Source organism: Pantoea sp. Ap-967, assembly GCF_011752565.1.
Classification (GTDB): domain Bacteria; phylum Pseudomonadota; class Gammaproteobacteria; order Pseudomonadales; family Pseudomonadaceae; genus Aquipseudomonas.
Genome location: NZ_VWXK01000007.1, coordinates 20,621 through 44,322 on the forward strand (window position 1 = coordinate 20,621; position 23,702 = coordinate 44,322).

The following is a 23,702-nucleotide window of genomic DNA, read 5'->3' on the forward strand; positions in this document are numbered from 1 at the left end:
CCATGCAACGCACAGCCAACCCCCGCCGCCTGGTCACCTGGGCCGTGCTCGCCGTCGTTGGCGCGGGCTTGGCCTGGCTGCTCTGGCAGTGGGCCAACGACATGAGCGGTGTGCGCCGCGAGGCGCCGAAGATCCCCGCGATCATCCCGCTGCCGCCACCGCCGCCGCCACCACCCCCGGAGCCGCCCAAGGAGCCCGAACCACCGGTCGAGCAGAAGATCGCCGAGCCGGAACCGGTGCCGGAGGCCGAGGAGGTCAAGCCCGCCGAGGACGCCCCGGACCCGGCCCAGGACCTGGCCAACCCGATGCAGATGGACGGTGATGCGCAAGCCGGTGGCGACGCCTTCAACGTCGGCTCCGGCAAGGGCAGCGGCATGGGTGGCGGCGGCGGTGGCCTGGGTAATGGCACCTACAGCCAGTACCTGGCCTACGCCTTCCAGCGCCTGCTGCGCGACAACCCGGAACTGCGCAACCTGGCGTTCAACCTGCAGGCCGAGATCTGGCTCAGCGCGGCGGGGGAAATCACCCGCGTGGAGCTGCTGCGGCCCAGTGGCGACCCCGAGGTAGACAGCCAGGTGCTGGCCGCGCTGCGCGCCGCCCCCGCACTCGACCAGCGCCCACCGGCCAGCCTGACCCTGCCGGTGAAAGTCGCCCTGCAAGGGCGCCGGCCATGAACAACGACGCACGACTGACCCACAGGAGTTGCAACCCATGAAGTGCCCAGTGAACCGATTGACCCTGGCGATAGGCCTGCTGGCCGCCGCCACCGCGGTCGGTCCGACTGTCGCCAGCGCTGCCCCGTCGGACAACGCGACCGTCAACCTGATCCGCCTGCTGGTGGAGCAGGGCGTGCTCAAGCAGGACAAGGCCGATGCGCTGATTGCCCAGGCCGAGCGCGAGGCCCGTGAAGTACGCGCCGCCAACAGCGCCGCGCCCATCGTCGCCCAGGCGCCGGCGGCCAACGGCGAGGTGCGCGTGCAGTACGTACCGGCCGTGGTTCGCCAGCAGATTCGCGACGAAATCAAGGCCGAGGTGATGAACACCGCCAAGCAGGAAAACTGGGCCGCGCCCAATACCTTCCCCGACTGGGCCTCGCGCATCAGCTTCGACGGCGACCTGCGCCTGCGCGGCGAGTCGCGCTACTACGCTGACAACAACAGCGACAGGATCACCGACTTTGCCAAGCTCAACGAAAAGGGGCCGTTCGACGTCAACCCCGACAGCAGTTCGGACCTGCCGCCGCTGCTCAACACCCGCGAGGACCGCACCAGCATCCTGCGCCTGCGCGCCCGCTTCGGCCTCAAGGCGCAGCTGGCCGAAGACTGGGTGGCTGGCATTCGCGTGGCCACCGGTTCCAACGACAACCCGGTGTCGACCACCCAGAACCTCGGCGGCGGCTTCGGCAAGAAAGACATCTGGCTCGACCAGGGGTACGTCAGCTGGACGCCCAGCGAGCGCCTGACCCTGACCGGCGGGCGGATCGCCAACCCGTTCATGTCTACCGACATCCTGTATTCCCACGACCTCAACTTCGACGGCCTGGCGGCGCTCTTCGACCAGCCGGTGAACCGCGCTGTCAGCGTGTTCGGGACCGTTGGCGCGTTCCCGGTGCAGTACAGCGACGATGCCGCCACCAGCAACGGCTTCGACAAGGAAGGCAGCGAGAACAAGTGGCTGTATGGCGCCCAGGTGGGGGCCAAGTGGGCGATCAACGACCATCACCGGATCAAGGGCGCGGCGGCCTATTACCGCTTCGACGACATCGCCGGCGAGCGCTCCAGCACCTGTTCACCGTGGGACGGCGAGCCTGCCTGCGACACCGACGAAACCCGCCCGACCTTCATGCAGAAGGGCAACACCCTGTTCCAGTTGCGCAACAACACGCAAAACCCGGCCCTGGGCGACAACACCCCCGACCCGCAGTTCGTCGGCATCGCCTCGGAGTTCGAACTGCTGGACCTGAACCTGGTGTGGGACGCGGACCTGCCGGCCGACTTCAAGCTGCGCACCCAGGCCAACTACATCCACAACCTGGCCTACGACGAAGGCGACATGCGCAAGCGCTCGGCCGGCAAGTTTGTGAACAACGTCGACGAGAGCGGCAACCTCAAAAGTGGCGGCGACGCCTGGATGCTGCAGTTCACCTTGGGCAACGCCCTGGAAATGCGCAAGGCCGGCGACTGGAACCTGTTTGCCGGCTACAAGCGCATCGAGCCCGACGCCGTGCCTGATGGCTTCAACGATTCCAGCTTCCACCTCGGCGGCACCAACGCCAAGGGCTACATCCTCGGTGCCAACTACGGCCTGGCCGACAACGTCTACGCCACCGCGCGCTGGCTGAGCAGCGAGGCAGTGTACGGCGCGCCGTTCGACATCGACGTTCTCCAACTTGAAGTCAACACCCGGTTCTGACCATGACAACGGCCACTGTCACCCGATGAACCATTGCCAGAAGGGAGCATGCAGATGAATAAGCAAGCCTACCGCCGCTGTTGCACCTGGCTGCTGCTGGCCCTGGGCAGCAGCCTGGCGGCCTCGGCTTCGGCCGACACCCTGGAGGAGCGCCTGCGCGCCCAGTTGCGCAGCACCACCCAGCAACTGCAGGCGTTGCAGAGCGAACAGGCCCAGGCCAGCGCCGCCCGCCAGGCCGCCGAGCAGCAGCGTGACGCCGCCCAGGTGCAGGTCAAGCAGCTCACTGCTGAACTGGCCAAGGCCCGCGGCCAAAGCGAGCAACTGGCCGGCCAGCAGCAGGCCGTGCACAGCCAGGCCCAGGCCCTGGTGGCCAGCAGCAACGAGCAACTGGCCAAGTACAAGCAGGCCTACGACGAGCTGCTGGGCATGGCCCGGGCCAAGGAAAGCGAGCGTGCCACCCTGCAGGCCAGCCTGGCCGAGCGCGACACCCAGGTGCAGCAATGCCAGGCGCGCAACCAGCAAATGTACGGCACGGCCAAGGAGCTGCTGGCCGCCTACGAGAAAATCGACATCGCCGATGTGGTGCAGATGCGCCAGCCGTTTGCCGGCGGCGCCCGGGTCAAGTTCGAGGAAATGGCCCAGGCCTACGGCGACAAACTCTACGAAAGCCAGTTCGACGCGCCCACCCAAGCCCGTCAGTGAACTTTTTTTACAAGGAAGGCAAGACATGAGCGACATGAACCTGATCGAAACCGTGAGCGCCGATTCCCTGACCACGCTGCTGCAGGACGCCGGTTGCCGGGTCAACCGCAGCGAACAGAACGCCGTGGTGCAACTGCTCAGCGCCAGCCAGGGCGTCGGCTATGCCGTGCGCTTCGGCAACCTGGCCGCAGGCACTGATAACGAATTCCTCGATTTCACTTTCAGCTGTGCGCTGCGCATCCAGGGCGAACTGCCAGAGGGTTTGGCAGAGCGCTGGAACGCCAGCCGCCGCTTCGCCCGGTTGTCGGTGCAGGGTGAATTCCTGGTGATGGAAATGGACGTGGTGGTGGCGGACGGCGTCAGCCACAAGCACCTGCTCGGCAGCCTGATGCTGTGGGACCGCCTGCTGCAGGAATTCATCGTCTACCTGCGCGACTACAGCCGTAACCTGGCGGCGCAGCAGGCCCAGGTAACTGCGGAAAGCGCCTCGTGACAGTGCGGCGCCTGTGGGCCGGCGCGGGTGCGCTGGCGCTGCTCGCAGTGGCAGTCGCCCTGGCCTTGCGCCCGGGCGAGGAGCCGGTGGCGGCGGTGCACCCGGCGCCGTCCCCACTGGCCAGCGGGCAGGCGTTGGCGCGCTTGGGTGACCAGCAGGTGGGCAGTGACGAACTCAAGGCGTTGCTCGCGCAACTGCCCGAGCAGGCCCGGGCCAACCTGCGCGGCGACCGCCAGGCACTGGAGGCGTGGATCCGCTCGCGCCTGGCCGAGAAGGCGCTGTTCCAGCAGGCCGAGGCCCAGGGCTGGTTGCAGCGGGCCGACATTCAGGGGCAGGTACGGGCGGCCACCGAACAGATCGTCCTGCGTGACTACCTGGCATCGGTCAGCAAGGTGCCGGATGCCTACCCCAGCGACGCTGACCTGCAGCAGGCCTACGAGGCCGGCAAGGCTGCGTTGCAGGTGCCGGCGCGCTACCGCCTGAGCCAGATCTTCCTGCGCGTGGCCACTCCGGCCGACGACCTGGCCGTGCGCAAACAGGCCGAGGCCCTGGCCAAACAGGCCCAGGCCGCCAACGCCGACTTCGCCGCCTTGGCCCGCGCCAACTCGCAGGATGCGGGCAGCGCGGCGCAGGGCGGTGATAGCGGCCTGCAACCGCTGGCCCAGTTGCTGCCGCAGGTGCGCGGCGTGGTGCCCAAGCTCAAGGTCGGTAGCGTCAGCGACCCGGTGCAGAGCGAAGCCGGCTACCACATCATCAAACTGCTGGAGCAGCAACCGGCCCGCGCGGCTACCCTCGAAGAGGTCGCCCCGCGCCTGCGCCAGGTGTTGCGTGCCCAGCGCCAGGAACAGGTGGCCAAGGCCTACGTCGAGGGCATGTTCGACACCGCGACCTTGAGCATCGATGGTGCGGCGTTGAACCAGGTGCTCGACAACAACCGCTGACAACTCAATAACAAGGACGACCGGGCCCGCCAGCCGGGCCCGTGGGAGGCGAGGGATGCCGATCGATCTTCAACGGGGCCAGCGCGCCCTGGATACCAGCTTGCCGGTCATCCGGTCCCAGGTACCGCTGGCGCTGGATGAACAGGCCCTGGAGTGCTTCGTGGTCACCGCCCGCTGTGGCTGCTTCATGCAGGCGGCGCGGCGGCTCAACCTCAAGACCGTGGCCCTGCGCAAGCGCCTGGCTGCGCTGGAGGCGAGGCTTGGCTACAGCCTGTTCGTCAATGTGCACAACAACCCGGTACTCAGCCAGCAGGGCCGGCGTTTGCTGTTGGTCCTGCAGGCGCGTGAAACCGGCGCCACCAGCGCGCAGCCGCGTGACGAAGCCCTGCCGGTTCGCCTGGCAGTGGCGGCGCCACTGCTGCACGACCTGCTCGGGCGCAACCTGATCAACTTCGTTCGCCAGCACGCCGGCATGCGCTTGCAGGTGGCGAACCTGGAGGCGGGCGGGGAGGCCGACGTGACGTTGTGGTTGGGTGACCTGGCCACGCCCACCCGCCTGCACGCACCCGGCCAAGGCCAACCCCAAGCGCTGGGGACCTTGGATTATGTGGCGCATATCGCCAAGCGCTACGTGCGCGAAGCCAACCGGCCAACCTCCCTGGCCGACTTGCAGGACTACATGCTGGTGCATTGGCAGGGGGATGCGCAGGTGGCGGCGCTGGCGCCCTGGCATGCCGTGGTGCAGGCGCGCCAGGGCGGCGTGACGCTGATCGAGGATTACCCGATGTACAACCAGCTGATCAAGTGCAGCGCCTGCGTAGGGCTGTTGCCGCATTATGCCTCGCACCTGGACCGTGGCTTGCTGGCCTTGCCCGAGGTATTTCGCAAGCCGATGCGGCGACGGGTGTGGCTGGCGGTCAATGGCAAAGCCCAGGATGACCCGCTGGTGCAGGTGCTGGTGGGCGCGATCCGCGCGGCGTTCGATGAACGCCGGGAGTGGTTCGAGGGTTGATTAACCCGTACTAGGGTTCAGTACCCTGTAGGAGCGAGCGCAGCTCGCGATGCGCCGCCTCAGCGGCGCGCTCCCCCAGCCCTGCGCAAGGTCAGGTTGATCCGCCGCTCCCCCATCCGCGGGTGTACCCCGGGCTTTACCGGCAATACCCCATGAAAGCGCAACCGGTCCTCACCCCCCCACACCAGCACATCCCCATGGCTCAAGGGTATCCGCAGGGTTCGGTCCGCACGCTGCATGCCGCCAAACAGAAACACCGCCGGCAACCCCAGCGAAACCGAGACGATCGGCTGGGCGAAATCCTGTTCATCGCGGTCCTGGTGCAGGCTCAGGCGTGTGCCGGGCAGGTAATGGTTGACCAGGCAGGCATCGGGCACGAAGCCTTCGAACCCGGCCGCTGCCGCTGCGCGGGCGGCAAGGTCGAGCAGCACCTGTGGCAGTGCCGGCCAAGGCTTGCCGCTGAGCGGGTCGGTGGGGCTATAGCGATAACCTTTGGCATCACTCACCCAGCCCAGCGAACCACAGTTGGTCAAGGCCACCGCCATGTGCTGCCCGCCCGGTGTCTGCATGTGCCGAAACGGTGCGGCGCGCAGCACCGGGCGCAGGGCGTCGAGCAGCGGCTCGATGCCGGCCAGGGCGAAGCCGGGCAGCAGCACGGTGTGGCTGGCCAGGCGTTGTGGCTGCGGGCCGAACAGGTCGAGGTCGGACTGGATCATCGGGCGGTGGCGTGGGGTGGGTAGGTCGCCATTATAGCGCTGCTGACATTGCTGGCACCCGTACAGTGATTCCCTCGCGAATGCTGATTCCCTCGCGCACGCTGATTCCCTCGCGCACGCTGCACCTGTAGGAGCGAGCGCAGCTCGCGATGGGCTGCAAAGCAGCCCGGCTTTATGAGCCGCGAAGCTGGAGCCCTGGGACCGCTGCGCGCTCCATCGCGAGCTACGCTCGCTCCTACCGGGGCGAGGGGCAGCAGCAGGCCAGGGCTACGATAGGTGCATCGCGTTGCATTCCCGGCAGAAAAAAAGGAACCGCGACGCCAGGGAGCGGAGGCGCCGCGGTTCAAGGGGGAGCCGTCAATGTTGGGTGGCGGTGGCCATGTTGCCGTTGCCCATCTGGCTAATGGTGGCGCTCTGGTTGGCGCCGCTTTGGTTGACGAAGGCCTGGTTGGCCGTACCGCCCTGGGTCACGTAGGCAACGTTGGCGCTGTCAGCCTGCTTGATCGTGGCGCTGTTGCCACTGCCATACAGCTGGTTCACATAGCTCTGGTTGGCATAGCCGGACTGGTCCAGGGTGATGGTGTTGCCGCTGCCGTTGGTCGAGCCATAGGCATAGTTGTCGGTGCCACGCTGGTCGGCGACGAGGATGTTGTCGCTGCCGTTCTGCTCGAAATACAGCTCGTTGTTGTTGTCGGCCTGCTTGGTCTGCATCGAGTTGCCACTGCCTTTCTGGTTCAGCGTGGCCACTTGGTAGGCGCCGTTCTGGGTCAGGTTGACACTGTTGGCCGTGCCGTTCTGGTTGATCTTGGCGGTTTGGTTGTTGCCGAACTGCCCGCCCAGTTTCTCGCCCTTCCAGTTGCTGGCCAGCACCTTGTTGCCGGTGCCCTTGGTGGTGACGGTCAGGCTCTGGTTGTCGCCGGTCTGGTAGGTGAAGCTCTGGTTGCTGGTGCCGTTCTGGTTGATCGTGGTCGTGGCGTTGTGCGTCTCGAACTGGTCCGACCAGCTGGCGTTGGACTTGCCCTGCTGGAACAGGTTGGCGACGTTGCCCTGGCCGAAGCTCTGGTCGATGTAGCCTTCGTTGAGCTGGCCGGTTTGGTTGACGGTGGCGTGGCTGCCAGCCTGGGTATCCTGCCAAACCTCCACCGAGTGGCCGGTGCCGTACTGGTCGATGGCGAGGGTGCCGCCGCTGCCGTCGCGCTGGTCACCGTAGGCGAAGTTCTGCTTGCCCTGCTGGTAGATCTGGATGTAGCCGTCGTTGTGCAGCAGGTGCTCGGTGGCGGCGTAGTTGTCCTGGCCGTCCTGGTTGACCGTGCTGCGGTTGTTGCTGCCGCCGAACAACTGCTCGACGTAGGCCTCGTTGCGCTGGCCGCTCTGCTGGGTGGTGGCCTGGCTGGCGGTTTGGGTGTCCTGCCAGATGGTCGACTTGTTCTCGCTGCCATTTTGGTACTGGCTGGCCTGGTTGTTATCGCCCACCGACTGGCTGGCGAAGGCGTCGTTGTAGCTGCCCGCCGCCTGCTGGTTGATGTGGCTGGCGTTTTCGAACAGCTGCTCGGCGTAGCCTGCGTTGTACGAGCCGGTGGCGCTCTGGTTGATGTAGCTGGTGCTGGTGTCCTGCACCGCCAGGTGGTTATGGCCCTTGCCGGTCTGGGTTTGCGTGGCGGCGGCGAACGGGGCGACGGTTTGCTGCACCTCGGCAACGTTCTGGTTGCCGCTCTGCGACTGGTTCGAGGTGCTGTCGTCGGCCATGGCCTGGCCGGCCAGGGCCAGGACGATAGCGGCGCTTAGGGGAGCGAGCTTGAACATGGTGGTGCCTCCAGGTCTATCGGTATTGGGTGATCTGAACATGCTGGCCATTGCCGGCTTGGGTCACTGAACTGCTCAGGCCTGAGCCGGCCTGCTCGATACTGGCGCTGTTGCTGTTGCCGATCTGCTCGATGCTGGCACTGTTGCTGCTGCCGCTCTGGCGGATCGATGCGCTGTTGCCATTTCCCTGCTGGCGGATGCTGGCCATCAGGTCACTTCCCTCTTGAAGGATGTATGCCTCCTGCGCGCCCCCGGCCTGGACGATGCGGCCCAGCAGGGCCTGGCCGTTCTGGTCGAGGGCGGCGCGGTTGCCCGACCCTTGCTGCTCGATCACCGCCACCTGGCCGCTACCTGCGGGCAGCAGGCGGATGACCGGCGGCTCGCCCAGGTCGCTGCCGGCGGCGAGGTCGGCGTTGTCCATCAGGTCGTCGGCCTGTGCCAGGCCGGTGAGGGCCAGGCACAGCAGTAGGGGGTACAGGCGTTTCATGGCGTTCTCCCGGGCCTACTGCACGGTTACGTTGACGGTGCGGGTGCTGCCTTGGCTGCTGGTCACCGTGGCCGTCGGGCTGGCCGTCGGTATCACCGTGGTGCTGTTGCTGACCGTCAGCCGCCAGCGGCCGGTCACCGGTACCGTGGTGGTGCCGAGGGTCTGCACGCCCGTGGTGGTGGTGACTTGCACGGTGATGGTGTTGCCGGTGGTCACCGACGAGGTGCCGCTGATGTCCCAGTTGTAACGGTTGTTGGAACGGGCCAGTACCGTGGCGGCGGTGACCGCGAAGGTTTCGGCTGCCGGGCGTGGCTGGACGTTGACCGTGACCGTGGCGGGGGTCGACACCGCGCCGAGCGAGTCGCGCGCCTGGTAGGTGAAGGTGGTGGTGAACGCCGTGGTCACGCTGGTGGGCGGGGTGTAGGTGACGGTACTGCCGTCGGTGCTCACCGTGCCGCGCCCGGCCGCCGGTTGGGTGATGGCCGCCACGGCCAGCGGCACGTTGCCTTCTGGGTCGGTGTCGTTGGCCAGCACGTTGATGGTCAATGGCACGCCCAGGGTGGTCACGGTTTCGGGGTTGGCGGTCGGTGGCCGGTTGGGTGCGACATTGATGGTGACGTTGGCCGGGGCCGACTTCAGGCCCTTGGCGTCCATCGCCCGGTAGGTGAAGGTGGCCACCAGCGGCTGGGTGGCCCCGGCCGGTGGGGTGTAGGTGACCGCGGTGGTGCCGTTGAGCACCACGCCGCCAAGGCCTGTACCCGGCTGGGTGAGGTCGGTGATGGTCAGCGGTAGGTTGCCGTCCGGGTCGCTGTCGTTTTGCAGCAGGTTCAGGGTCAGCGGCACGCCGACGCTGGTGCTGCCGACATCGGCCTGGGCCACGGGCGGCTGGTTGGCCGCCTCGACCGGCGCGCTGCCGACCACCACCACCGGCTCCACATCGCTGCCGCCGTGGGCGGACTTGACCGTGATGCTGGCCGGTGGCTGGGTCAGGTCGTTGATTACCAGGCTCTGCAGGGTGCCGGCCTTGGACAGGCGGCCGTAGCCCTGGGCGAGCAGGTCGGGAATCACCACCTCGTCGCTGGAGCGAGCCTCGATGGTCAGGCGTTTGGTTGCCCATTCATAGCGCGCGGTGCTGACCTTGACCACGTCGGACAGCTTGCTCGACAGGGCGGTGGGCCGGGTGTTGGCGGCGCTGCTGCTGGCGGTGACCACCACCACGGGGGGCGGCGCGGCCTGGCTCAGCTGCTGGCTGAAGAACAACCCGTTGTTGTCGGCAAGCAGGCTGAACTGGCAGGGCGAAGGCGGCGAACCGACCAGCGCCAGGCCGTTGCGCAGGCACAGCGTGGCAGTGTTCGGCGCCTTGGCGAATACCTCTACGCGGGTACCGCTGCCGTTGCGTGAATAGGTGGCCCGTTCCAGGGTAACCGGGGTTTGCGCGCGTTGGTCGAGCACTTTGCCAGAGACGGTGAACAGGTTGGTTTCGATGCGCCCGGGCGGGCCGTCGATACGGATGAAGTTGGTATTGAATGGGCTGCCCACCACCGCTTCGGTGCGGTTCGGGTCGCCGACGAAGGTTTCGCTGGCGCCGGTGTCGGGGTTGACCTCCACATAGGGTGCGCCGACCCCGCGCAGGAACGGCCCGAGGGCACCGTTGAGAGCGCCGGTGAAGTTGCCCGGGGCGCCGATGCCGATGTCGCGGGTGATATTGATCGCCCGCCGGCCAGGGGTGGTGACGTTGACTGTCTCCACGCCATACGGGTGGGTGATGGTGTAGGTGCCGGCACGCGGCACCGATACGCGGATACGGATGCGGGCGAAGCTCTGCTGGTCGCCGTCCACCGGGTTTTCCGAGGCGAAGGCCGCTTCCAGCCCGGCGACGTAGGCATCCAGCTCGTAGCCACTGTTGCCCACGGCGGGAATGGTGGCTTCGGCCAGGAACCAGAACATCTCCGGTGGCCAGTTGTCGGGGAACACCAGCGGCAAGGCGTCATCGAAGATGCCCGGCTCCGGCAGCAGGGTGCACATGTAGGCAGGCGCACCCGGCGCACCGGCCACCCGCGAGCTGACGGCGTGGGAGCCGCACAGCTCCAGCGACAGGCCGTCGCTGTCCTTGTACCACATGGGGAACCCCCCGGTGGCGAAGGTGTAGGGGCCTGGGTCGACATCCGACAGGGCGGCCCAGGCCGCACTGCTGAGGGTGAGGGAGAAACCGGCGGCGAACAGCGCACGGCGCGGCCAAGTGTTCATGCTGCCTCCTTGAAGGCTGAGCCTTTGTCTGTTCATGGCACCAGCACCACGTCTTCGCTGTCGCTGCCGCCATTGGCGCTGGTGACTTGCACCGTGGCTGGTGGAATGGGCGAGAGGGTGGTGCTCAGGGTTTTCAGTGCGCCGTTGCCGCTGAGGTTGCCGATCACCGCGCCGTTGCCGGTGCGGGCAGTCAGCGTGGGCGGGCTGGTTTCGTCACTGCTGCTGGCCACCAGGGTGAGGGTGCCGTTGGCCAGGCTGTACTCGGCCTTGGTGATGGTCACCAGGTCGACCAGTGGCAGGCTGGCGGTGGTGACGCTGCTGCTGGGGATGGCCACGCTGTTGTCGGCGCTGAGCAGCAGGCTGGTGGGCAGCGCCGGGTTGAGCGCCGACTGGGTGTACCAGGTGCCGGTGCCATTGGCTTCGGTGAGGGGCAGGTTGGGCGTTTGGCTGGTCAGGGTAACGGTGGCCGGGCGTGGCGGGGCGAGTACGAACACATCCTGCTGGGCGCGCAGGTCGCCGTTTTCGGTATGCCGTGAATAGGTGCTGCGCAGCGGCACCAGCGGGGTAGGCCGGACCACGTCGGAAAGCTTGCCGGAAACCGAGAACACCTCGGTGCGCAGGTCGATGCCGTTGGGGCCTTCGATGCGCACGAAGTTGGTGTTGAACGGGCTGCCGGTGACGCGCTCGTCCAGGTTGGGGTCGCCGATGAAGCGTTCGCTGCCCTCGGTGTAGGGGCCGTTGACGCTGCGCAGGAACGGCCCGACATCGCCCTTGAGGGCACCGCTGAAATCACCGGCACCGGCGATGCCGATGTCGCGGGTCATGTTGATGGCCCGGCGCCCGGCGGCGGGCACATCGAACACTTCCACGCCGTAGGGGTGGGTGATGACGTAGGTGCCGGCGGCCGGTACGTCGACACGAATGCGCACCCGGGCGAAGCTGACCTGGTCGCCATCCACCGGTTCATCGGCGCTGAAGGCGGCTTCGATGGCGCTGCCGTAGCTCAGGTTGATGCCGCGTGTGGCGTCGGCGATGGCGGCATCGGCGGTGAACCAGAAGGCCTCATCGGGGAAGTTGCCGGGGAAGGTGACCGGCTGGGTGTCGTCGAACACGCCGGGGGTGGGCAGCAGCGTGCACATGTAGGACGGTGTGCCAGGCACGCCGGGCACCCGCGAGCTGACCGCCTTGCTCAGGCACAGGTCGAGGGTGCGGCCATGGCTGTCCTGGTACCAGGCCGGGAATTTGCCGTTGTTGCTGGCGTAGGGGCCGGTGTCGACCGCGTACAGCGCAGCGTGGGCTGGGAGCTGGAGCAAACCGGCGAGCATCGCCAGCGCCAGCGGGTTGGGTTTCGGTCGGTGCATGAGTCGATTCCTCCTGCAAACGGGCCCATGGCTTGGGGCGTCTGGGAGGAGATCGGCAACAGCCGTGCCAAGTGCTCGGGTTGTGGCTGGAGGGCTTGTGGGGCAAGGGGTTTGGTGTTTGGGCCGAGGGTTTTTCGGGATTGGGGGTTGGGCGCGGTTCCCCAGGTTTGGGGGTGATGGGGTTGGGCTTTGGAGGTGTGGCGCCTGGGAGATCGAGCGCCGCCCATGCGGCGCATCGCGACCTACGGTCGCTCCTACGTCTGGGCCAGCATCACCAGGAATAATTGGCCCGAAACAAACGTAGGAGCGAGCGCAGCTCGCGAAGCGCCGCGCGGGCGGCGCTCGATCGCCCAGGCGCCGCCCCCCCCAAGCCGAACACCTCGACGCCCAAACTTTTCTCCCGCACACTGCAAAAAAACAAGGCACAAGGCCCCCGCATAACCGGGCCACTGCTGGAGCGACCCATGGCGCGACAATTACCCATAACAACCGCCCAAGACCCTCTGCACGAATCCCGCCAGGCCCGCTTGCGCCTGGCCAGCGATGGCGAGCTGCCGCTGGGCATGCTGCGCGATGAAATCGACGCCTCCTGGCGCCGCAGCCTGGGCCACGGCCTGGACTGCCTGCAGGGCGAACAGGTTGGCCTGGGCCTGGAGCAGGGCCACGACCTGCGTACCTTGCTCGAACGCAACCGCCTGCTGCTGGACGCCGTCACCCCCGAACTGGACTACCTGGTTTCGCGCCAGGGCAAGGCCGGCATCGTCATCCTCGGCGACGCCCAGGCCAACGTGCTGGCCATCGAAGGCCAAACCCACGTGCTGCGCCGCGAAGGCCTGCGCGACCTGCACCCAGGCAGCTGCTGGAGCGAATCGCTGCGCGGCACCAACGCCATCGGCACTGCCGTGGTCGAAGGCCGCCCCACGCTGATCAACTGCGGCGAGCACTACCTCGACCGGCTCAGCCCCTTTTCCTGCACCTCGGTACCGCTGCGCGACCCCTGCGGCGAGGTGATCGGCGTGCTCGACATCACCCGCGAAGGCGTCATGGCCCAGCCCCAGGACAGCCTGTCGACCTTGATGCTGGCCGCCGGCAACATCGAAAGCCGGCTGTTCGGCCTGTGCCACCCGGCCCAGCTGGTGCTGGCCTTCCACAGCCGCCCGCAATACCTCAACAGTGCCTGGCATGGCCTGCTGGCGCTGAGCCTGGACGGTGAAGTGCTGGCCGCCAACGACAACGCCTGCCAGCTGCTGCAAGTGCCGCGCCAGGGCCTGATTGGCCGGCGCAGCAGCGACCTGCTTGGCGAACGCTCGCCGGCCTTTATCGCGCGCCTGTGGCAGGGCGGGGTAAGCAGCGTGCAAACCGCCAAGGGTGAGTTCTTCTTCCGCGCCCTGCAGCTGCCACGGCACAGCCCGGTCAGCGCCCAGCCAGCGCCGGCCAAGCCTGCCCAGGCAAAGGCGGCGCCGGAACTGGACGCCATGGCCGGTGGCGATACGCGCCTGGCGCGCAACCTGCGCATGGCCCGCCAGGGCCTGGGCAACGGCTTGCCGGTGTTGCTGCTGGGCGAAACCGGGACTGGTAAGGAGGTGGCTGCCCGCGCCTTGCACCAGGCCAGCCCACGGGCCGACAAGCCCTTTGTCGCGGTCAACTGCGCGGCCATCCCCGAAGGGCTGATCGAGTCGGAGCTGTTCGGTTACCGCGAAGGTGCCTTCACAGGCTCGCGCCGCGGCGGCATGGTCGGGCGGCTGATGCAGGCCCACGGCGGCACGCTGTTTCTCGACGAAATTGGCGACATGCCGCTGGCCCTGCAAGCGCGCCTGTTGCGCGTGCTGCAGGAGCGCCGGGTGGCACCGCTGGGCGCTGGTGAGGAGCAGGACATCGACGTAGCGCTGATCTGCGCCACCCACCGCGACCTCAAGCGCCTGGTGCAGGAACAGCGCTTTCGCGAAGACCTCTACTACCGGGTCAACGGCGTGTCGCTGCGCCTGCCTGCGCTGCGCGAGCGCGACGACCTGGCAAGCCTCATCGAAGGCCTGCTGGACAAGGCCGGGGCCAAGGGCGTAAGCCTGGACCCGGCGCTGGCCGGTTTGCTCGAAGGCTTCGATTGGCCGGGCAATATCCGTCAGCTGGACATGGTGCTGCGCACGGCCCTGGCCATGCGCGAGGACGGCGAGCCGGTACTGGGCCTGGACCACCTGACCGATTGCCTGCTCGATGAACTGGCCAGTGGCGGCGCGCCTTCCGGCAGCCTGCGGGACAACGAACTGGAGCTGATGCGCGGCGCGCTGGCGCGGCACCAGGGCAATGTGTCGGCGGCTGCACAGGCGCTGGGCATCAGCCGGGCGACGCTGTACCGCAAGCTCAAGCAGTTGCGCAACTGACATGGGCGGCCTGTTCGCCCGGCTGGTGGAGTCCGGCAACCCCGTGCTCATGCGCCAGGCCCTGGCCTGGCTGTATGGTTTCGTGCGCCCCCAGCGGCGCGCCATCGGCGTGCTGCTGGGCCTGTCCCTGGGCGCCTCGCTGCTGGCCCTGGCACAACCCTGGTTGGTCAAGACGCTGATCGACGAGGGCTTGCTGGCCAAGAACTACCAGACCCTCTGGCACATGGCCGCGATCATGATCGGCGCCGGCCTGCTCGGCACCGTGCTGGCCGGGGTCAACCGCTACCTGCACACGCGCCTGTCCGGGCGCATTCTGTTCGCCCTGCGTGACGACCTGTACCGGCACTTGCAGCAGCTCTCGCCGACCTTCTACGGGCGCCGGCGCACGGGGGACATCCTTTCGCGGCTGGACGGCGATGTGGCCGAGATCCAGCGCTTTGCCGTGGATTCGCTGTTCTCGGCCGTGTCGGCGGTGATCGGCCTGGTGGGGGCGGTGGCCTTGATGCTGATGCTGTCGTGGCAACTGTCACTGCTGCTGGCGTTGCTGGTGCCGGTGGAAGTGCTGTGGCTGCGCTGGATGCGGCGCAAGGTGGAGCGCGAGGTGCGCAGCCTGCGCGAGCGTTCGGCGGATGTGTCGTCGTTCCTGGTCGAGACGCTGCCGGCAATGAAGTTCATCCAGGCCGCTGGCCAGCAGGGCCGCGAGGCCGGGCGCCTGGACCAGCTCGGCCAGGGCTACATGCGCCAGTTGCTCAAGGTGCAGGTCACCGAATTCTTCACCCAGGCCATTCCCGGCACGCTGACATCCTGGTGCCGCGCCTGCGCGTTTCTGGTCGGCGGTTGGTGGGTGATCCAGGGCACCTGGCAACTCGGCGCGCTGATCGCCTTTTCCACCTACATGGGCATGGCCGTCGGCCCGGTACAGAGCCTGCTCGGGCTGTACGTGGCGGTGCAGCGCATGGCAGTGAGCCTGGGCCGGGTGATGGAACTCAAGCAGGAGCCGGTGGCAGTGCGTGAAGCGCAGGCGCCAAGGCCGATGCCCCAGGGGCCAGGCGAGCTGCGCCTGGAGGGCGTGCATTTTGCCCACGACGGGCGCCAGGGCGCGGTGCTGGCGGGGGTGGATGCCTGTATCGCCGGTGGGCTCAAGGTGGCCATCAGTGGGGCATCCGGGGTGGGCAAGTCGACCCTGATCGACCTGCTGCAACGCTTCTACGACCCCGACGCCGGGCGCATCCTGCTGGACGGCGCCGACCTGCGCGACCTGGGCCTGGCGGCCTTGCGCCAGCGCATTGCCGTGGTCAGCCAGGACATCGTGCTGTTTCGCGGCACCCTGGCGCAGAACCTGGCCTACGGTGCGCCCCACGCCAGCCGCGCCGACCTGGAACAAGTGGTGCACCTGGCGCAGCTGGACAGCCTGGTGCAGAGCCTGCCGCTGGGCCTGGACGGTGTGCTCGGCGAGCGTGGCCAGCAGCTTTCCGGTGGCCAGCGGCAACGTATCGCCATCGCCCGGGCGGTGCTCCAGGCACCGGCCATTCTGGTGCTGGACGAAGCGACATCGGCGGTGGACGAAGCCACCGAGCGTGAAGTGATCGCTGCTATCGACGTGCTGTTTGCCGGGCGCACGCGCATCCTTATCAGCCATCGCGCCTCGACCCTGGCCGATGCCGACCTGCACTTGCACCTGCAAGGCGGGCAACTGCGGGCGCTGCCCCTGGAGGCCGCCAAGCATGACGGGTGAGGTGCGGGTGGGGGTGATCGACAGTGGCTGCCCGGCTGGGCAGGCACTGGTGGCCGGGCGGCGGTTCTGGCTGCAGGACGGCAGGCTTTGCGAAGGCCAACTGCAGCCGGACCCGCTGGGCCACGGCAGCGCGGTGGTGGCCAGCCTGCAACGGGAAGCGGCCGGGGTGCCGCTGTTGCTGGCCCAAGTGTTCAGCGACCAGGCCAGCACCAGCGCCCTGCAGGTGGCGGCGGGGTTGTTCTGGCTGGCGGAGCAGGGCGTGGCCTTGGTCAACCTCAGCCTGGGCCTGCAGCAAGACCGGCCTGTGTTGCGCCAGGCCTGTGCCGAAGTGCAGGCCGCCGGTGTCGTGCTCTGCGCCTCAAGCCCGGCCCAAGGCACTGCGGTGTACCCCGCGCGCTACCCGGGTGTGATCCGAATCACCGGCGATGCGCGCTGCGCACCGGGCCAGTGGTCTTGGTTGGGCAGTGCCCAGGCCGATTTCGGTGGCTATGTGGGCGCACGCGGGCAGGCGGGTGCAAGCTTGGGCTGCGCGGCGGTGGCCGGGCGCATCGCCGCACTGATGCAGGCGCAGCCGGGGCTCGACCGCCAGCAGGTGTGTGCCTGGCTCAAGGCCCACGCCGCCTTCAGCGGCCCGGAGCGGCGGAGCATGCACGATGGCTGAACCGCGCATTCTGGTGCTGGGCGCAGGCCCCGCCGGCGCCGCCACGGCCATTGGCCTGCGGCGCTTGGGCTACCCGGTGACCGTGGTGTCTGACTGGCGGCGTTTCGCTGCCGTGGAAGGTATTTCCCAGCGGGTGCTGGAGGGGCTGCGCCATGCCGGGCTGGCGGGTGCCCTGGCCGAAGCGGCGGTGCCCGCCACCCGTCAGGTGCGCTGGAACGGCCAGCACATGCAGTTGAACCAGGAGTGTTTGCTGGACCGCCAGCGTTTCGACCTGGCCCTTCGCGACGACCTGCTGCGCGCAGGCGTGAGCGTGCTGCAAGGGCGGGTGCGTGAGGTGCTGCCGGGTTACGAAGTGCGGCTTGAGGACGGGCAGCGGTTGCACGGCGATTTTCTGGTCGAAGCCCGTGGCCGCCAGGCGCCGCTGGCCGGCGACCGTTTGCGCGGGCCGGAAACGGTCAGCCTGTTGAACCTGTGGCAGGGCGAGCCAGGGGCACCGGCCTCGGCGGTGCAAAGCCTGGAGGACGGCTGGGCGTGGATGGCGCGGCTGGCCGATGGGCGTTGCTACTGGCAGGTTACCCTCGATGCCCAGGGCTTGCCGGGCAAGGCGGCGCTGCCAGACTACTGCGCCGCCCGGCGACGGGCTTCGGCGCTGGTGGCCGAGCTGTTCGGTAGGCGCGCCGCTGAACCGGCGCAGGTGCATGCCCGCAGCAGCACGGCGATTCTGGCGGGCGAGTGCGTGGGCGATGACTGGCTGCGGGTGGGGGATGCGGCGATGGCGGTTGACCCATTGTCGGGGAATGGGATTTTCCAGTCGCTGTCATCGGCGCTGCAGGCGCCGGTGGTGATCAATACCTTGCTGCGCCGGCCTGGGCATGCGGCTTTAGCCAAGCAGTTCCATCAGCAGCGGATCGAGCAGTTGTTCCTGCGCTTTGCCCGCATCGGGCGGGATTTCTATGGGCAGGAACTTGAGCGCGCGGGGCAGCCATTCTGGGCGCGCCGTCGGGCGTGGCCGGATGCGCAGCCGCTGCATCTGGCGGCGGACTGGGCGCAGGTGCAGGTGGCGCGGCGGCCGGTGTTGCGCGATGGCTGGGTGGATGAGGCCGAAGTGGTGGTGACGGCGGATCAGCCGTTGGGGGTGTGGCATGTGCAGGGGGTGGCGTTGGCGCCGGTGGTCAGCGAGTTGAAGGCGGGGCGGGGGGAAGGGCATGCCCTGCGAGGGTTGACGCAGGGGCAGCGGGGGATGGTGATGCGTTGGTTGGGGGAGCAGGGGTATCGTTGAGATCGCAGGGCCGTTTCACGGCCCATCGCGACCTGCGGTCGCTCCTACCCAGGCCCAAATCCCTGGTAGGAGCGACCGCAGGTCGCGATAGGGCCGGCCCAGGCCAACCTCAGAGCTTGATCAACACCGATTTCAGCTCGGTGTAATGCTCGATCGCCGCCGCCCCCATTTCACGGCCAACCCCCGACATCTTGTACCCCCCGAACGGCAGTGCCGGGTCCAGCGCGCTGTGGCAGTTGACCCACACCGAGCCCGACTTGATGCGCGGAATCATCCGGTGCACCGCCGCCAGGTCGTTGGACCAGATGCTTGCCCCCAGCCCGTAGGGGTTGTCGTTGGCCATGCCGATCACCTCGTCCAGGTCATCGAATGGCATGGCCACCAGCACCGGCCCGAAAATCTCTTCCTGCACCAGGCGGTGGCGCTGGTCGACATCGACGATCACCGTCGGCTTGACGAAATAGCCCGGCCCGAACCCCTCGCCGCCGCAGGCGATGGTCGCGCCCAGCTCACGGCCCAGGTTGATATACCCGGTGACCCGGTCCTGCTGCTTGGCCGAGATCAGCGGGCCCATTTGCACCGTCGGGTCCAGGCCGCTGCCCAGCTTCATGCCGTTGGCGATGCCGGCGATGTCGGCCACCACGTTGTCGAAGTGCTTGCGGTGCACGTACAGGCGCGAGCCTGCGCAGCACACCTGGCCTTGGTTGAAGAAGATCGCGGTGGCGGCGCCGGCAGCGGCTTCCTGCAGGTTGGCATCGGGCATGACGATGGTGGGCGACTTGCCGCCCAGCTCCAGGGTGACGCGGGTCATGTTGTCCATGGCCGCCTTGCCGATCAGCTTGCCCACCTCGGTGGAGCCGGTGAAGGTCAGCTTGTCGACCCCCGGGTGACGGCTAAGCGCGGCGCCGGCGTTGAGCCCGGTGCCGGTGATGACGTTGAACACCCCAGCCGGGTAGCCGGCTTCGTCCACCAGTTCGGCCAGTTTCAGCGCGGTAAGCGGGGTTTCGTCGGCGGGCTTGAGCACCACGGTGCAGCCGGTGGCCAGCGCCGGGCCGAGTTTCCAGCAGGCCAGCAGCAGTGGGAAGTTCCAGGCAACGATGGCGCCCACCACACCCACCGCCTCGCGGCGCACGAAGCCGTGGAACTGGTCGTTGGGCATCAGCGGCATCGAGGCTTCCACCGTGCTGCCTTCGATCTTGGTGGCCCAGCCGGCCATGTAGCGCAGGAAATCGATGGCCAGCTGCACGTCCATCACCTGGGCCACGGCAGCGCTCTTGCCGTTGTTCAGGCATTCCAGCTCTGCCAGTTGCTGCGCGTCGCGCTCCATCAGGTCGGCCAGGCGCCACAGCAGGTTTTGCCGCTCACGTGGGCGCAGGCGGCTCCAGGGGGAATCGTCGAACGCTTGGCGGGCAGCCTGCACGGCGCGGTCGACATCGGCCTGCTCGGCGGCCGGCACTTCACCGAGGATGGCGCCGGTGGCCGGGTTGCGGAACGCCAGGGTGCGGCCACTGGCGGCGTCCAGCCAGTCGGCGCCGATGCGCATTTTCAGCTTGCGGTCGAGGAAGGCGCGGGTGGCGGGCAGGATGGGCAGGTCGGAAAGCATGGGGCTGTGCCTCTTGTCATTGGATGTGGCGGGCACTGGCGCAATGCCCGTGCCAACCGTTGCCGGTGGCTGCAAGGCATTGAATGGGCTAGGGTTTGCTGTGTTGCAAGGTTGCCATTGCATGGGTGCGCTGTTGCACATTGAGACGGTGTGAGACGGTGGTGACACAGTGGCTGTGCCGGCCCCTTCGCGGGGCAAGCCCGCTCCTACACAGGCGTCGCCCCCCTTTGTAGGCGCGGGCTTGCCCCGCGAATGGCTCGCAAAGCGGGCCCTGTCTCAGGATGAAACACCCTGTCGCGAAATGGCACGTTCCCGCTACCCAGGCAAGTGCTCATCACAACCCACTGAAACGGCTAATGGCCTGAAATACAACGCTTTTGTCCCACCTGGCACAGTTTCTGTATCGCAACTGTCACCTGCACACCGGCTGTACCCAAGCGTGCAAACAATCATAAGAACAACAACCGTGGAGGTCTGACCTTGAAGACGACTCGACTCCGGCGGCATGCGGGCAAACTGGCGCTGGTCGCCGCCGCGCTGCTGGGCACCCAGGCCATGGCGGCCGAGCAGGGCCCGAGCCTGTTGCAAAACAAGTGCATGGGGTGCCATCTCCCCGAAGGCAACGATACCTACAGCCGTATCAGCCACCAGCGCAAAACCCCGGAAGGCTGGCTGATGAGCATCGCCCGCATGCAGGTCATGCATGGCCTTTCGATCAGCGACGACGACCGCCGCACCCTGGTCAAGTACCTGGCCGACCAGCAGGGCCTGGCGCCCAGCGAAACCGATGGCGTGCGCTACGCCATGGAACGCCGGTTGAACACCGTCGAGCATTTCGACACCCAGCTCAGCGAAACCTGCGGCCGCTGCCACTCCGGTGCCCGCGTCGCCCTGCAGCGCCGCCCGGCGCAGGAATGGGAACACCTGGTCAACTTCCACCTCGGCCAGTGGCCGTCGCTGGAGTACCAGGCCCAGGCGCGCGACCGCGACTGGCTGGACATCGCCCTCAAGCAAGTGGTGCCGGAACTGGCCAGGCGCTTCCCACTGGACAGCCCAGCCTGGGCCGAGTGGCAGAAAGCCAAGCCCAAGGCCGATAGCCTGCCGGGGCAGTGGGCATTCAGCGGCCACATGTTGGCCAAGGGCGATGTGCGCGGGGTCATGAGTGTTACCGCCGCCGAAGGGGATACCTTCACGGTCGAGGTCAAAGGCAGCTATGCCGACGGCACGCCGTTCAACGGCACGGGCTCGGCCATCCTCTACAACGGTTATGAATGGCGCGGCAACGTCAAGGTTGGCGACAGCAACCTGCGCCAGGTGTTCGCCGCACTGGATGGCGAAATGAAAGGCCGCATGTTCGAAGCCGACCACGATGAGCGCGGCCTGGACTTCATCGCGGCCAAACAAGGCGCCGGGCGGCTGCTGGCGGTGCAACCGGGCTTTATCAAGGCCGGCGCTGAGAGCGAGATCACCCTGGTGGGCACCGACCTGTCCGGCACCCCGCAACTGGGTGCCGGGGTGCAGGTGACCGAGGTGCTGGAGCAAACCCCAACCCTGGTGCGGGTCAAGGCACGGGCTGCGGCCGATGCCACGCCAGGCCAGCGCGAGGTTACGGTCGGTACGCTCAAGGGCGCGACCCTTGCGGTGTACGACAAGGTCGAGCAGGTGAAGGTGGTGCCGGCGTTTTCCATCGCCCGCATCGGCGAGAACGGCGCCTCGGTGCCGAAGGTGCAGGGCCGCTTCGAGGCCGAGGCCTGGGGCAAGGACGCCAGCGGCCAGCCGCTGCGCATCGGCTACCTGCCGGCCAGCTGGAAGGTCGAGCCGTTCAACGAGCGCGCGGTGGAGGATGAAGACCTCAAGTTCGCCGGGCAGATGCAGTCCGACGGCGTATTCGTGCCCGGTGGGGCCGGCCCGAACCCGGCGCGCAAGATGATGACCAACAACGCCGGCAACCTGAAGGTGGTCGCTACCCTGGCCGACGGCGGCCAAAGCGGCGAAGGCCACATGATCGTCACCGTCCAGCGCTGGAACAACCCGCCGCTGCCATGACCGGCAGTGGGCAACGGTTTTCCAACGTATCGCTTATCGGGAGGTCGCCATGGGCGCACTACTGAACCTGGTCGAACGCAACTTGCATGAAGTGCAGGTCGATGCCGACCGCATGCTGTTCCATATCCCCAGCAGTTCGCTGTTCACCGCCGACGCGGTGACCGGCGGCATCATCGACACCCTGCGCCAGCACGGCTGCTCGGCTGAAGAGCTGATGCAGCGCCTGGGCCAATTTGCCGGGCAAGACATCGAAGATACCCTGCGCGAGCTGATCGCCCTGGAGCTGGTCAGCGACGGCTCGCCGCTGACCCCGGAGATCGCCCTCAAGCAGGTCGAGCGCACGGCGCTGAACACCGTGGTGCTCAACGTCAACACCGGCTGCAACCTCAGCTGCACCTACTGCTACAAGGAAGACCTGGACAAACCGTCGGCCGGCAGGAAGATGAGCACGGCCACCGCCGAGGCCTCGGTGGAGATGCTGCTCAAGGAATCGCCCGACGAGCAGCGCTACAGCGTGGTGTTCTTCGGCGGCGAACCGCTGTCCAACCGGCCGCTGATCGAGCACATGGTCGGCTACTGCGAGCGGCGTTTTGCCGAGGCCGGCAAGCAGGTGGAGTTCATCATGACCACCAACGCCACCTTGCTGACCGAGGAGATCGTCGACTGGCTCAACGCCCACCGCTTCGGCCTGTCGGTGAGCATCGACGGCCCCAAGACCGTGCACGACCGCAACCGCATCACCGTGGGCGGGCAGGGCACCTATGACGTGGTGCGGCGCAAGGCCGACATGCTGTTGTCGCGCTACAACAGCCGCCCGGTGGGCGCGCGGGTGACCCTGACCCGCGGCATCACCGATGTCGAAACCATCTGGAACCACCTGTTCAACGAGCTGGGCTTTGCCGAAGTCGGCTTTGCCCCGGTCACCTCGGGCGACCTAGCCGACTTCAACCTCACCGGTGACGAGCTGGTGCAAGTGTTCGCCAACATGAAGGCCCTGGGCCGGCGCTACCTGGAGGCGGCGCTGGAGCACCGCAACATCGGCTTTTCCAACCTGCACCAGCTGATTACCGATATCCACGAGGGCCACAAGAAGGCCCTGCCGTGCGGCGCCGGGCTGAAGATGCTGGCAGTGGACCACGAAGGTGAGCTGAACCTGTGCCACCGCTTCACCGGCTCCAGCCTGCCCACCTTCGGCAACGTGCACCAGGGGGTGAAGCAGGCGCAGCTCAACGACTTCCTGTCCCAGCGCCTGGACCGCAGCAACACCGGCTGCGAAAGCTGCCGCATCCGCAACCTGTGCTCGGGCGGCTGCTACCACGAAAGCTACGCGCGCTACGGCGACCCGCAGCACCCGACCTACCACTACTGCGAACTGATGCGCGACTGGGTGGACTTCGGCATCGAGGTCTACAGCCGCATCATGGCCGCCAACCCGGCCTTCATCGATCGCTACATCACCCCGCGCAAGGCACACTGACATGAAGCACTTGAAGCCCCTGAACAACAAGGCGCGCATCCTCGAACAGGCCGCCGCCGAAGAGCGCATCGAAGAAGTCATGGCCATGAGTGCGGTGGCCGGCTGCACCGCCACCACCGATCCGGGCTGGGAAGTGGACGCCTTTGGCGGGGTCAGCTCGCTGTGCCAGCCGATGGAGGCCGACCTGTATGGCTGCTCCGACCCTTGCTGGTGGCCGGCCCAGGTGCCGGACATGATGAGCACCTACCAGGACTGGAACGCCCAGGCCACCAATTCCCAGGACGACTGGCGCAACCTCGGCACCGTGTTCCCGAAAGACAAGTGACCGGGCAAACAAGAACGACAAGGG

Annotated in this window: 19 protein-coding genes; 13 read left to right on the forward strand and 6 right to left on the reverse strand. The window is 67.4% G+C overall.

Annotation, left to right across the window (positions count from 1 at the left end; all coding sequences use genetic code 11):
- Positions 1 to 2 precede the first annotated feature (2 nt).
- From F3J45_RS09525 to F3J45_RS09550, 6 genes are read left to right on the forward strand one after another with little or no spacing between them, the layout of a single operon-like run.
- A complete protein-coding gene (locus F3J45_RS09525; protein WP_167060819.1) occupies positions 3 to 674 on the forward strand; it encodes a TonB family protein in 672 nt (223 codons plus the stop codon).
- Positions 675 to 711: 37 nt separating this feature from the next.
- A complete protein-coding gene (locus tag F3J45_RS09530) occupies positions 712 to 2,412 on the forward strand; it encodes a putative porin (RefSeq protein WP_167060821.1) in 1,701 nt (566 codons plus the stop codon).
- A 54-nt stretch (positions 2,413 to 2,466) separates the two neighbouring features.
- A complete protein-coding gene (locus tag F3J45_RS09535; RefSeq protein WP_167060824.1) occupies positions 2,467 to 3,114 on the forward strand; it encodes a DNA repair protein in 648 nt (215 codons plus the stop codon).
- Between the two features lie 25 nt (positions 3,115 to 3,139).
- On the forward strand, positions 3,140 to 3,607 hold the full coding sequence (locus F3J45_RS09540; protein ID WP_167060826.1) for a YbjN domain-containing protein: 468 nt from the start codon (positions 3,140 to 3,142) through the stop codon (positions 3,605 to 3,607).
- The gene (locus tag F3J45_RS30050) at positions 3,604 to 4,548 is read left to right on the forward strand and encodes a peptidylprolyl isomerase (protein ID WP_167060829.1); all 945 of its coding nucleotides are present in this window, start codon (positions 3,604 to 3,606) and stop codon (positions 4,546 to 4,548) included. Before F3J45_RS09540 ends, F3J45_RS30050 begins: the two co-directional genes overlap by 4 nt.
- A gap of 55 nt (positions 4,549 to 4,603) precedes the next feature.
- Positions 4,604 to 5,560 (forward strand): LysR family transcriptional regulator, encoded by a 957-nt coding sequence (locus tag F3J45_RS09550; protein WP_167060831.1) that lies wholly within the window; start codon positions 4,604 to 4,606, stop codon positions 5,558 to 5,560.
- 59 nt (positions 5,561 to 5,619) lie between these two features.
- On the opposite strand, the gene alkB is transcribed toward F3J45_RS09550, so the two are convergent.
- The 5 genes from alkB to F3J45_RS09575 all read right to left on the reverse strand — a co-directional run bounded on the left by alkB (position 5,620) and on the right by F3J45_RS09575 (position 12,174).
- Positions 5,620 to 6,276, reverse strand: a complete 657-nt coding sequence (gene alkB, locus F3J45_RS09555) for a DNA oxidative demethylase AlkB (RefSeq protein WP_167060834.1) — start codon at positions 6,274 to 6,276, stop codon at positions 5,620 to 5,622.
- Between the two features lie 357 nt (positions 6,277 to 6,633).
- The gene (locus F3J45_RS09560; protein ID WP_167060837.1) at positions 6,634 to 8,079 is read right to left on the reverse strand and encodes a curlin; all 1,446 of its coding nucleotides are present in this window, start codon (positions 8,077 to 8,079) and stop codon (positions 6,634 to 6,636) included.
- 16 nt (positions 8,080 to 8,095) lie between these two features.
- Entirely contained in the window at positions 8,096 to 8,566 is a 471-nt protein-coding gene (locus F3J45_RS09565) for a curlin (RefSeq protein ID WP_167060839.1), read from the reverse strand.
- Positions 8,567 to 8,581: 15 nt separating this feature from the next.
- Positions 8,582 to 10,813, reverse strand: coding sequence for an Ig-like domain-containing protein (locus F3J45_RS09570; RefSeq protein ID WP_167060842.1), 2,232 nt, complete (start codon positions 10,811 to 10,813; stop codon positions 8,582 to 8,584).
- A 32-nt stretch (positions 10,814 to 10,845) separates the two neighbouring features.
- Positions 10,846 to 12,174 carry a hypothetical protein gene (locus F3J45_RS09575; RefSeq protein WP_167060845.1) on the reverse strand — a complete coding sequence of 443 codons (1,329 nt, stop codon included), beginning with the start codon at positions 12,172 to 12,174 and terminating at the stop codon, positions 10,846 to 10,848.
- Positions 12,175 to 12,638: 464 nt separating this feature from the next.
- On the opposite strand from F3J45_RS09575, the gene F3J45_RS09580 reads away from it, so the two are divergent.
- Genes F3J45_RS09580 through F3J45_RS09595 form a run of 4 tightly spaced genes read left to right on the forward strand, consistent with a single transcriptional unit; the run spans position 12,639 to position 18,227 of the window.
- Positions 12,639 to 14,552, forward strand: coding sequence for a sigma-54-dependent Fis family transcriptional regulator (locus tag F3J45_RS09580; protein ID WP_167060847.1), 1,914 nt, complete (start codon positions 12,639 to 12,641; stop codon positions 14,550 to 14,552).
- 1 nt (position 14,553) lies between these two features.
- The gene (locus F3J45_RS09585; RefSeq protein WP_167060850.1) at positions 14,554 to 16,287 is read left to right on the forward strand and encodes an ABC transporter ATP-binding protein; all 1,734 of its coding nucleotides are present in this window, start codon (positions 14,554 to 14,556) and stop codon (positions 16,285 to 16,287) included.
- Complete coding sequence (locus tag F3J45_RS09590; protein WP_167060853.1) at positions 16,277 to 16,948, forward strand: S8 family serine peptidase; 672 nt, start codon at positions 16,277 to 16,279, stop codon at positions 16,946 to 16,948. Before F3J45_RS09585 ends, F3J45_RS09590 begins: the two co-directional genes overlap by 11 nt.
- Positions 16,941 to 18,227 (forward strand): NAD(P)/FAD-dependent oxidoreductase, encoded by a 1,287-nt coding sequence (locus tag F3J45_RS09595; protein WP_167060856.1) that lies wholly within the window; start codon positions 16,941 to 16,943, stop codon positions 18,225 to 18,227. Before F3J45_RS09590 ends, F3J45_RS09595 begins: the two co-directional genes overlap by 8 nt.
- 109 nt (positions 18,228 to 18,336) lie before the next feature.
- Here the strand turns inward: F3J45_RS09595 and F3J45_RS09600 are convergent, their stop codons facing one another.
- Complete coding sequence (locus F3J45_RS09600) at positions 18,337 to 19,830, reverse strand: aldehyde dehydrogenase (RefSeq protein ID WP_167060858.1); 1,494 nt, start codon at positions 19,828 to 19,830, stop codon at positions 18,337 to 18,339.
- 480 nt (positions 19,831 to 20,310) lie between these two features.
- Between F3J45_RS09600 and peaA the strand changes: the two genes are divergently transcribed.
- Genes peaA through qhpC form a run of 3 tightly spaced genes read left to right on the forward strand, consistent with a single transcriptional unit; the run spans position 20,311 to position 23,678 of the window.
- Positions 20,311 to 21,876: a quinohemoprotein amine dehydrogenase subunit alpha gene (gene peaA / locus F3J45_RS09605; RefSeq protein ID WP_167060861.1), complete on the forward strand. Its 1,566-nt coding sequence runs from the start codon at positions 20,311 to 20,313 to the stop codon at positions 21,874 to 21,876.
- Positions 21,877 to 21,925: 49 nt separating this feature from the next.
- The gene (gene peaB / locus F3J45_RS09610; protein ID WP_167060863.1) at positions 21,926 to 23,353 is read left to right on the forward strand and encodes a quinohemoprotein amine dehydrogenase maturation protein; all 1,428 of its coding nucleotides are present in this window, start codon (positions 21,926 to 21,928) and stop codon (positions 23,351 to 23,353) included.
- A 1-nt stretch (position 23,354) separates the two neighbouring features.
- Entirely contained in the window at positions 23,355 to 23,678 is a 324-nt protein-coding gene (qhpC, locus tag F3J45_RS09615; protein ID WP_167060866.1) for a quinohemoprotein amine dehydrogenase subunit gamma, read from the forward strand.
- The last annotated feature ends 24 nt before the right edge of the window (positions 23,679 to 23,702 follow it).

Excerpts from the sequence above, each read along its gene's own strand:
- F3J45_RS09585 (WP_167060850.1), top strand. The coding sequence starts at position 14,554 with ATGGGCGGCCTGTTCGCCCGGCTGGTGGAGTCCGGCAACCCCGTGCTC.
- F3J45_RS09565 (WP_167060839.1), bottom strand. The coding sequence starts at position 8,566 with ATGAAACGCCTGTACCCCCTACTGCTGTGCCTGGCCCTCACCGGCCTG.
- F3J45_RS09535 (WP_167060824.1), top strand. The coding sequence starts at position 2,467 with ATGAATAAGCAAGCCTACCGCCGCTGTTGCACCTGGCTGCTGCTGGCC.
- peaB (WP_167060863.1), top strand. The coding sequence starts at position 21,926 with ATGGGCGCACTACTGAACCTGGTCGAACGCAACTTGCATGAAGTGCAG.
- F3J45_RS09590 (WP_167060853.1), top strand. The coding sequence starts at position 16,277 with ATGACGGGTGAGGTGCGGGTGGGGGTGATCGACAGTGGCTGCCCGGCT.
- F3J45_RS09570 (WP_167060842.1), bottom strand. The coding sequence starts at position 10,813 with ATGAACACTTGGCCGCGCCGTGCGCTGTTCGCCGCCGGTTTCTCCCTC.
- F3J45_RS09540 (WP_167060826.1), top strand. The coding sequence starts at position 3,140 with ATGAGCGACATGAACCTGATCGAAACCGTGAGCGCCGATTCCCTGACC.
- F3J45_RS09525 (WP_167060819.1), top strand. The coding sequence starts at position 3 with ATGCAACGCACAGCCAACCCCCGCCGCCTGGTCACCTGGGCCGTGCTC.
- qhpC (WP_167060866.1), top strand. The coding sequence starts at position 23,355 with ATGAAGCACTTGAAGCCCCTGAACAACAAGGCGCGCATCCTCGAACAG.
- F3J45_RS09560 (WP_167060837.1), bottom strand. The coding sequence starts at position 8,079 with ATGTTCAAGCTCGCTCCCCTAAGCGCCGCTATCGTCCTGGCCCTGGCC.
- F3J45_RS09600 (WP_167060858.1), bottom strand. The coding sequence starts at position 19,830 with ATGCTTTCCGACCTGCCCATCCTGCCCGCCACCCGCGCCTTCCTCGAC.
- F3J45_RS09530 (WP_167060821.1), top strand. The coding sequence starts at position 712 with ATGAAGTGCCCAGTGAACCGATTGACCCTGGCGATAGGCCTGCTGGCC.
- F3J45_RS09550 (WP_167060831.1), top strand. The coding sequence starts at position 4,604 with ATGCCGATCGATCTTCAACGGGGCCAGCGCGCCCTGGATACCAGCTTG.
- F3J45_RS09595 (WP_167060856.1), top strand. The coding sequence starts at position 16,941 with ATGGCTGAACCGCGCATTCTGGTGCTGGGCGCAGGCCCCGCCGGCGCC.
- F3J45_RS09580 (WP_167060847.1), top strand. The coding sequence starts at position 12,639 with ATGGCGCGACAATTACCCATAACAACCGCCCAAGACCCTCTGCACGAA.
- F3J45_RS09575 (WP_167060845.1), bottom strand. The coding sequence starts at position 12,174 with ATGCACCGACCGAAACCCAACCCGCTGGCGCTGGCGATGCTCGCCGGT.
- alkB (WP_167060834.1), bottom strand. The coding sequence starts at position 6,276 with ATGATCCAGTCCGACCTCGACCTGTTCGGCCCGCAGCCACAACGCCTG.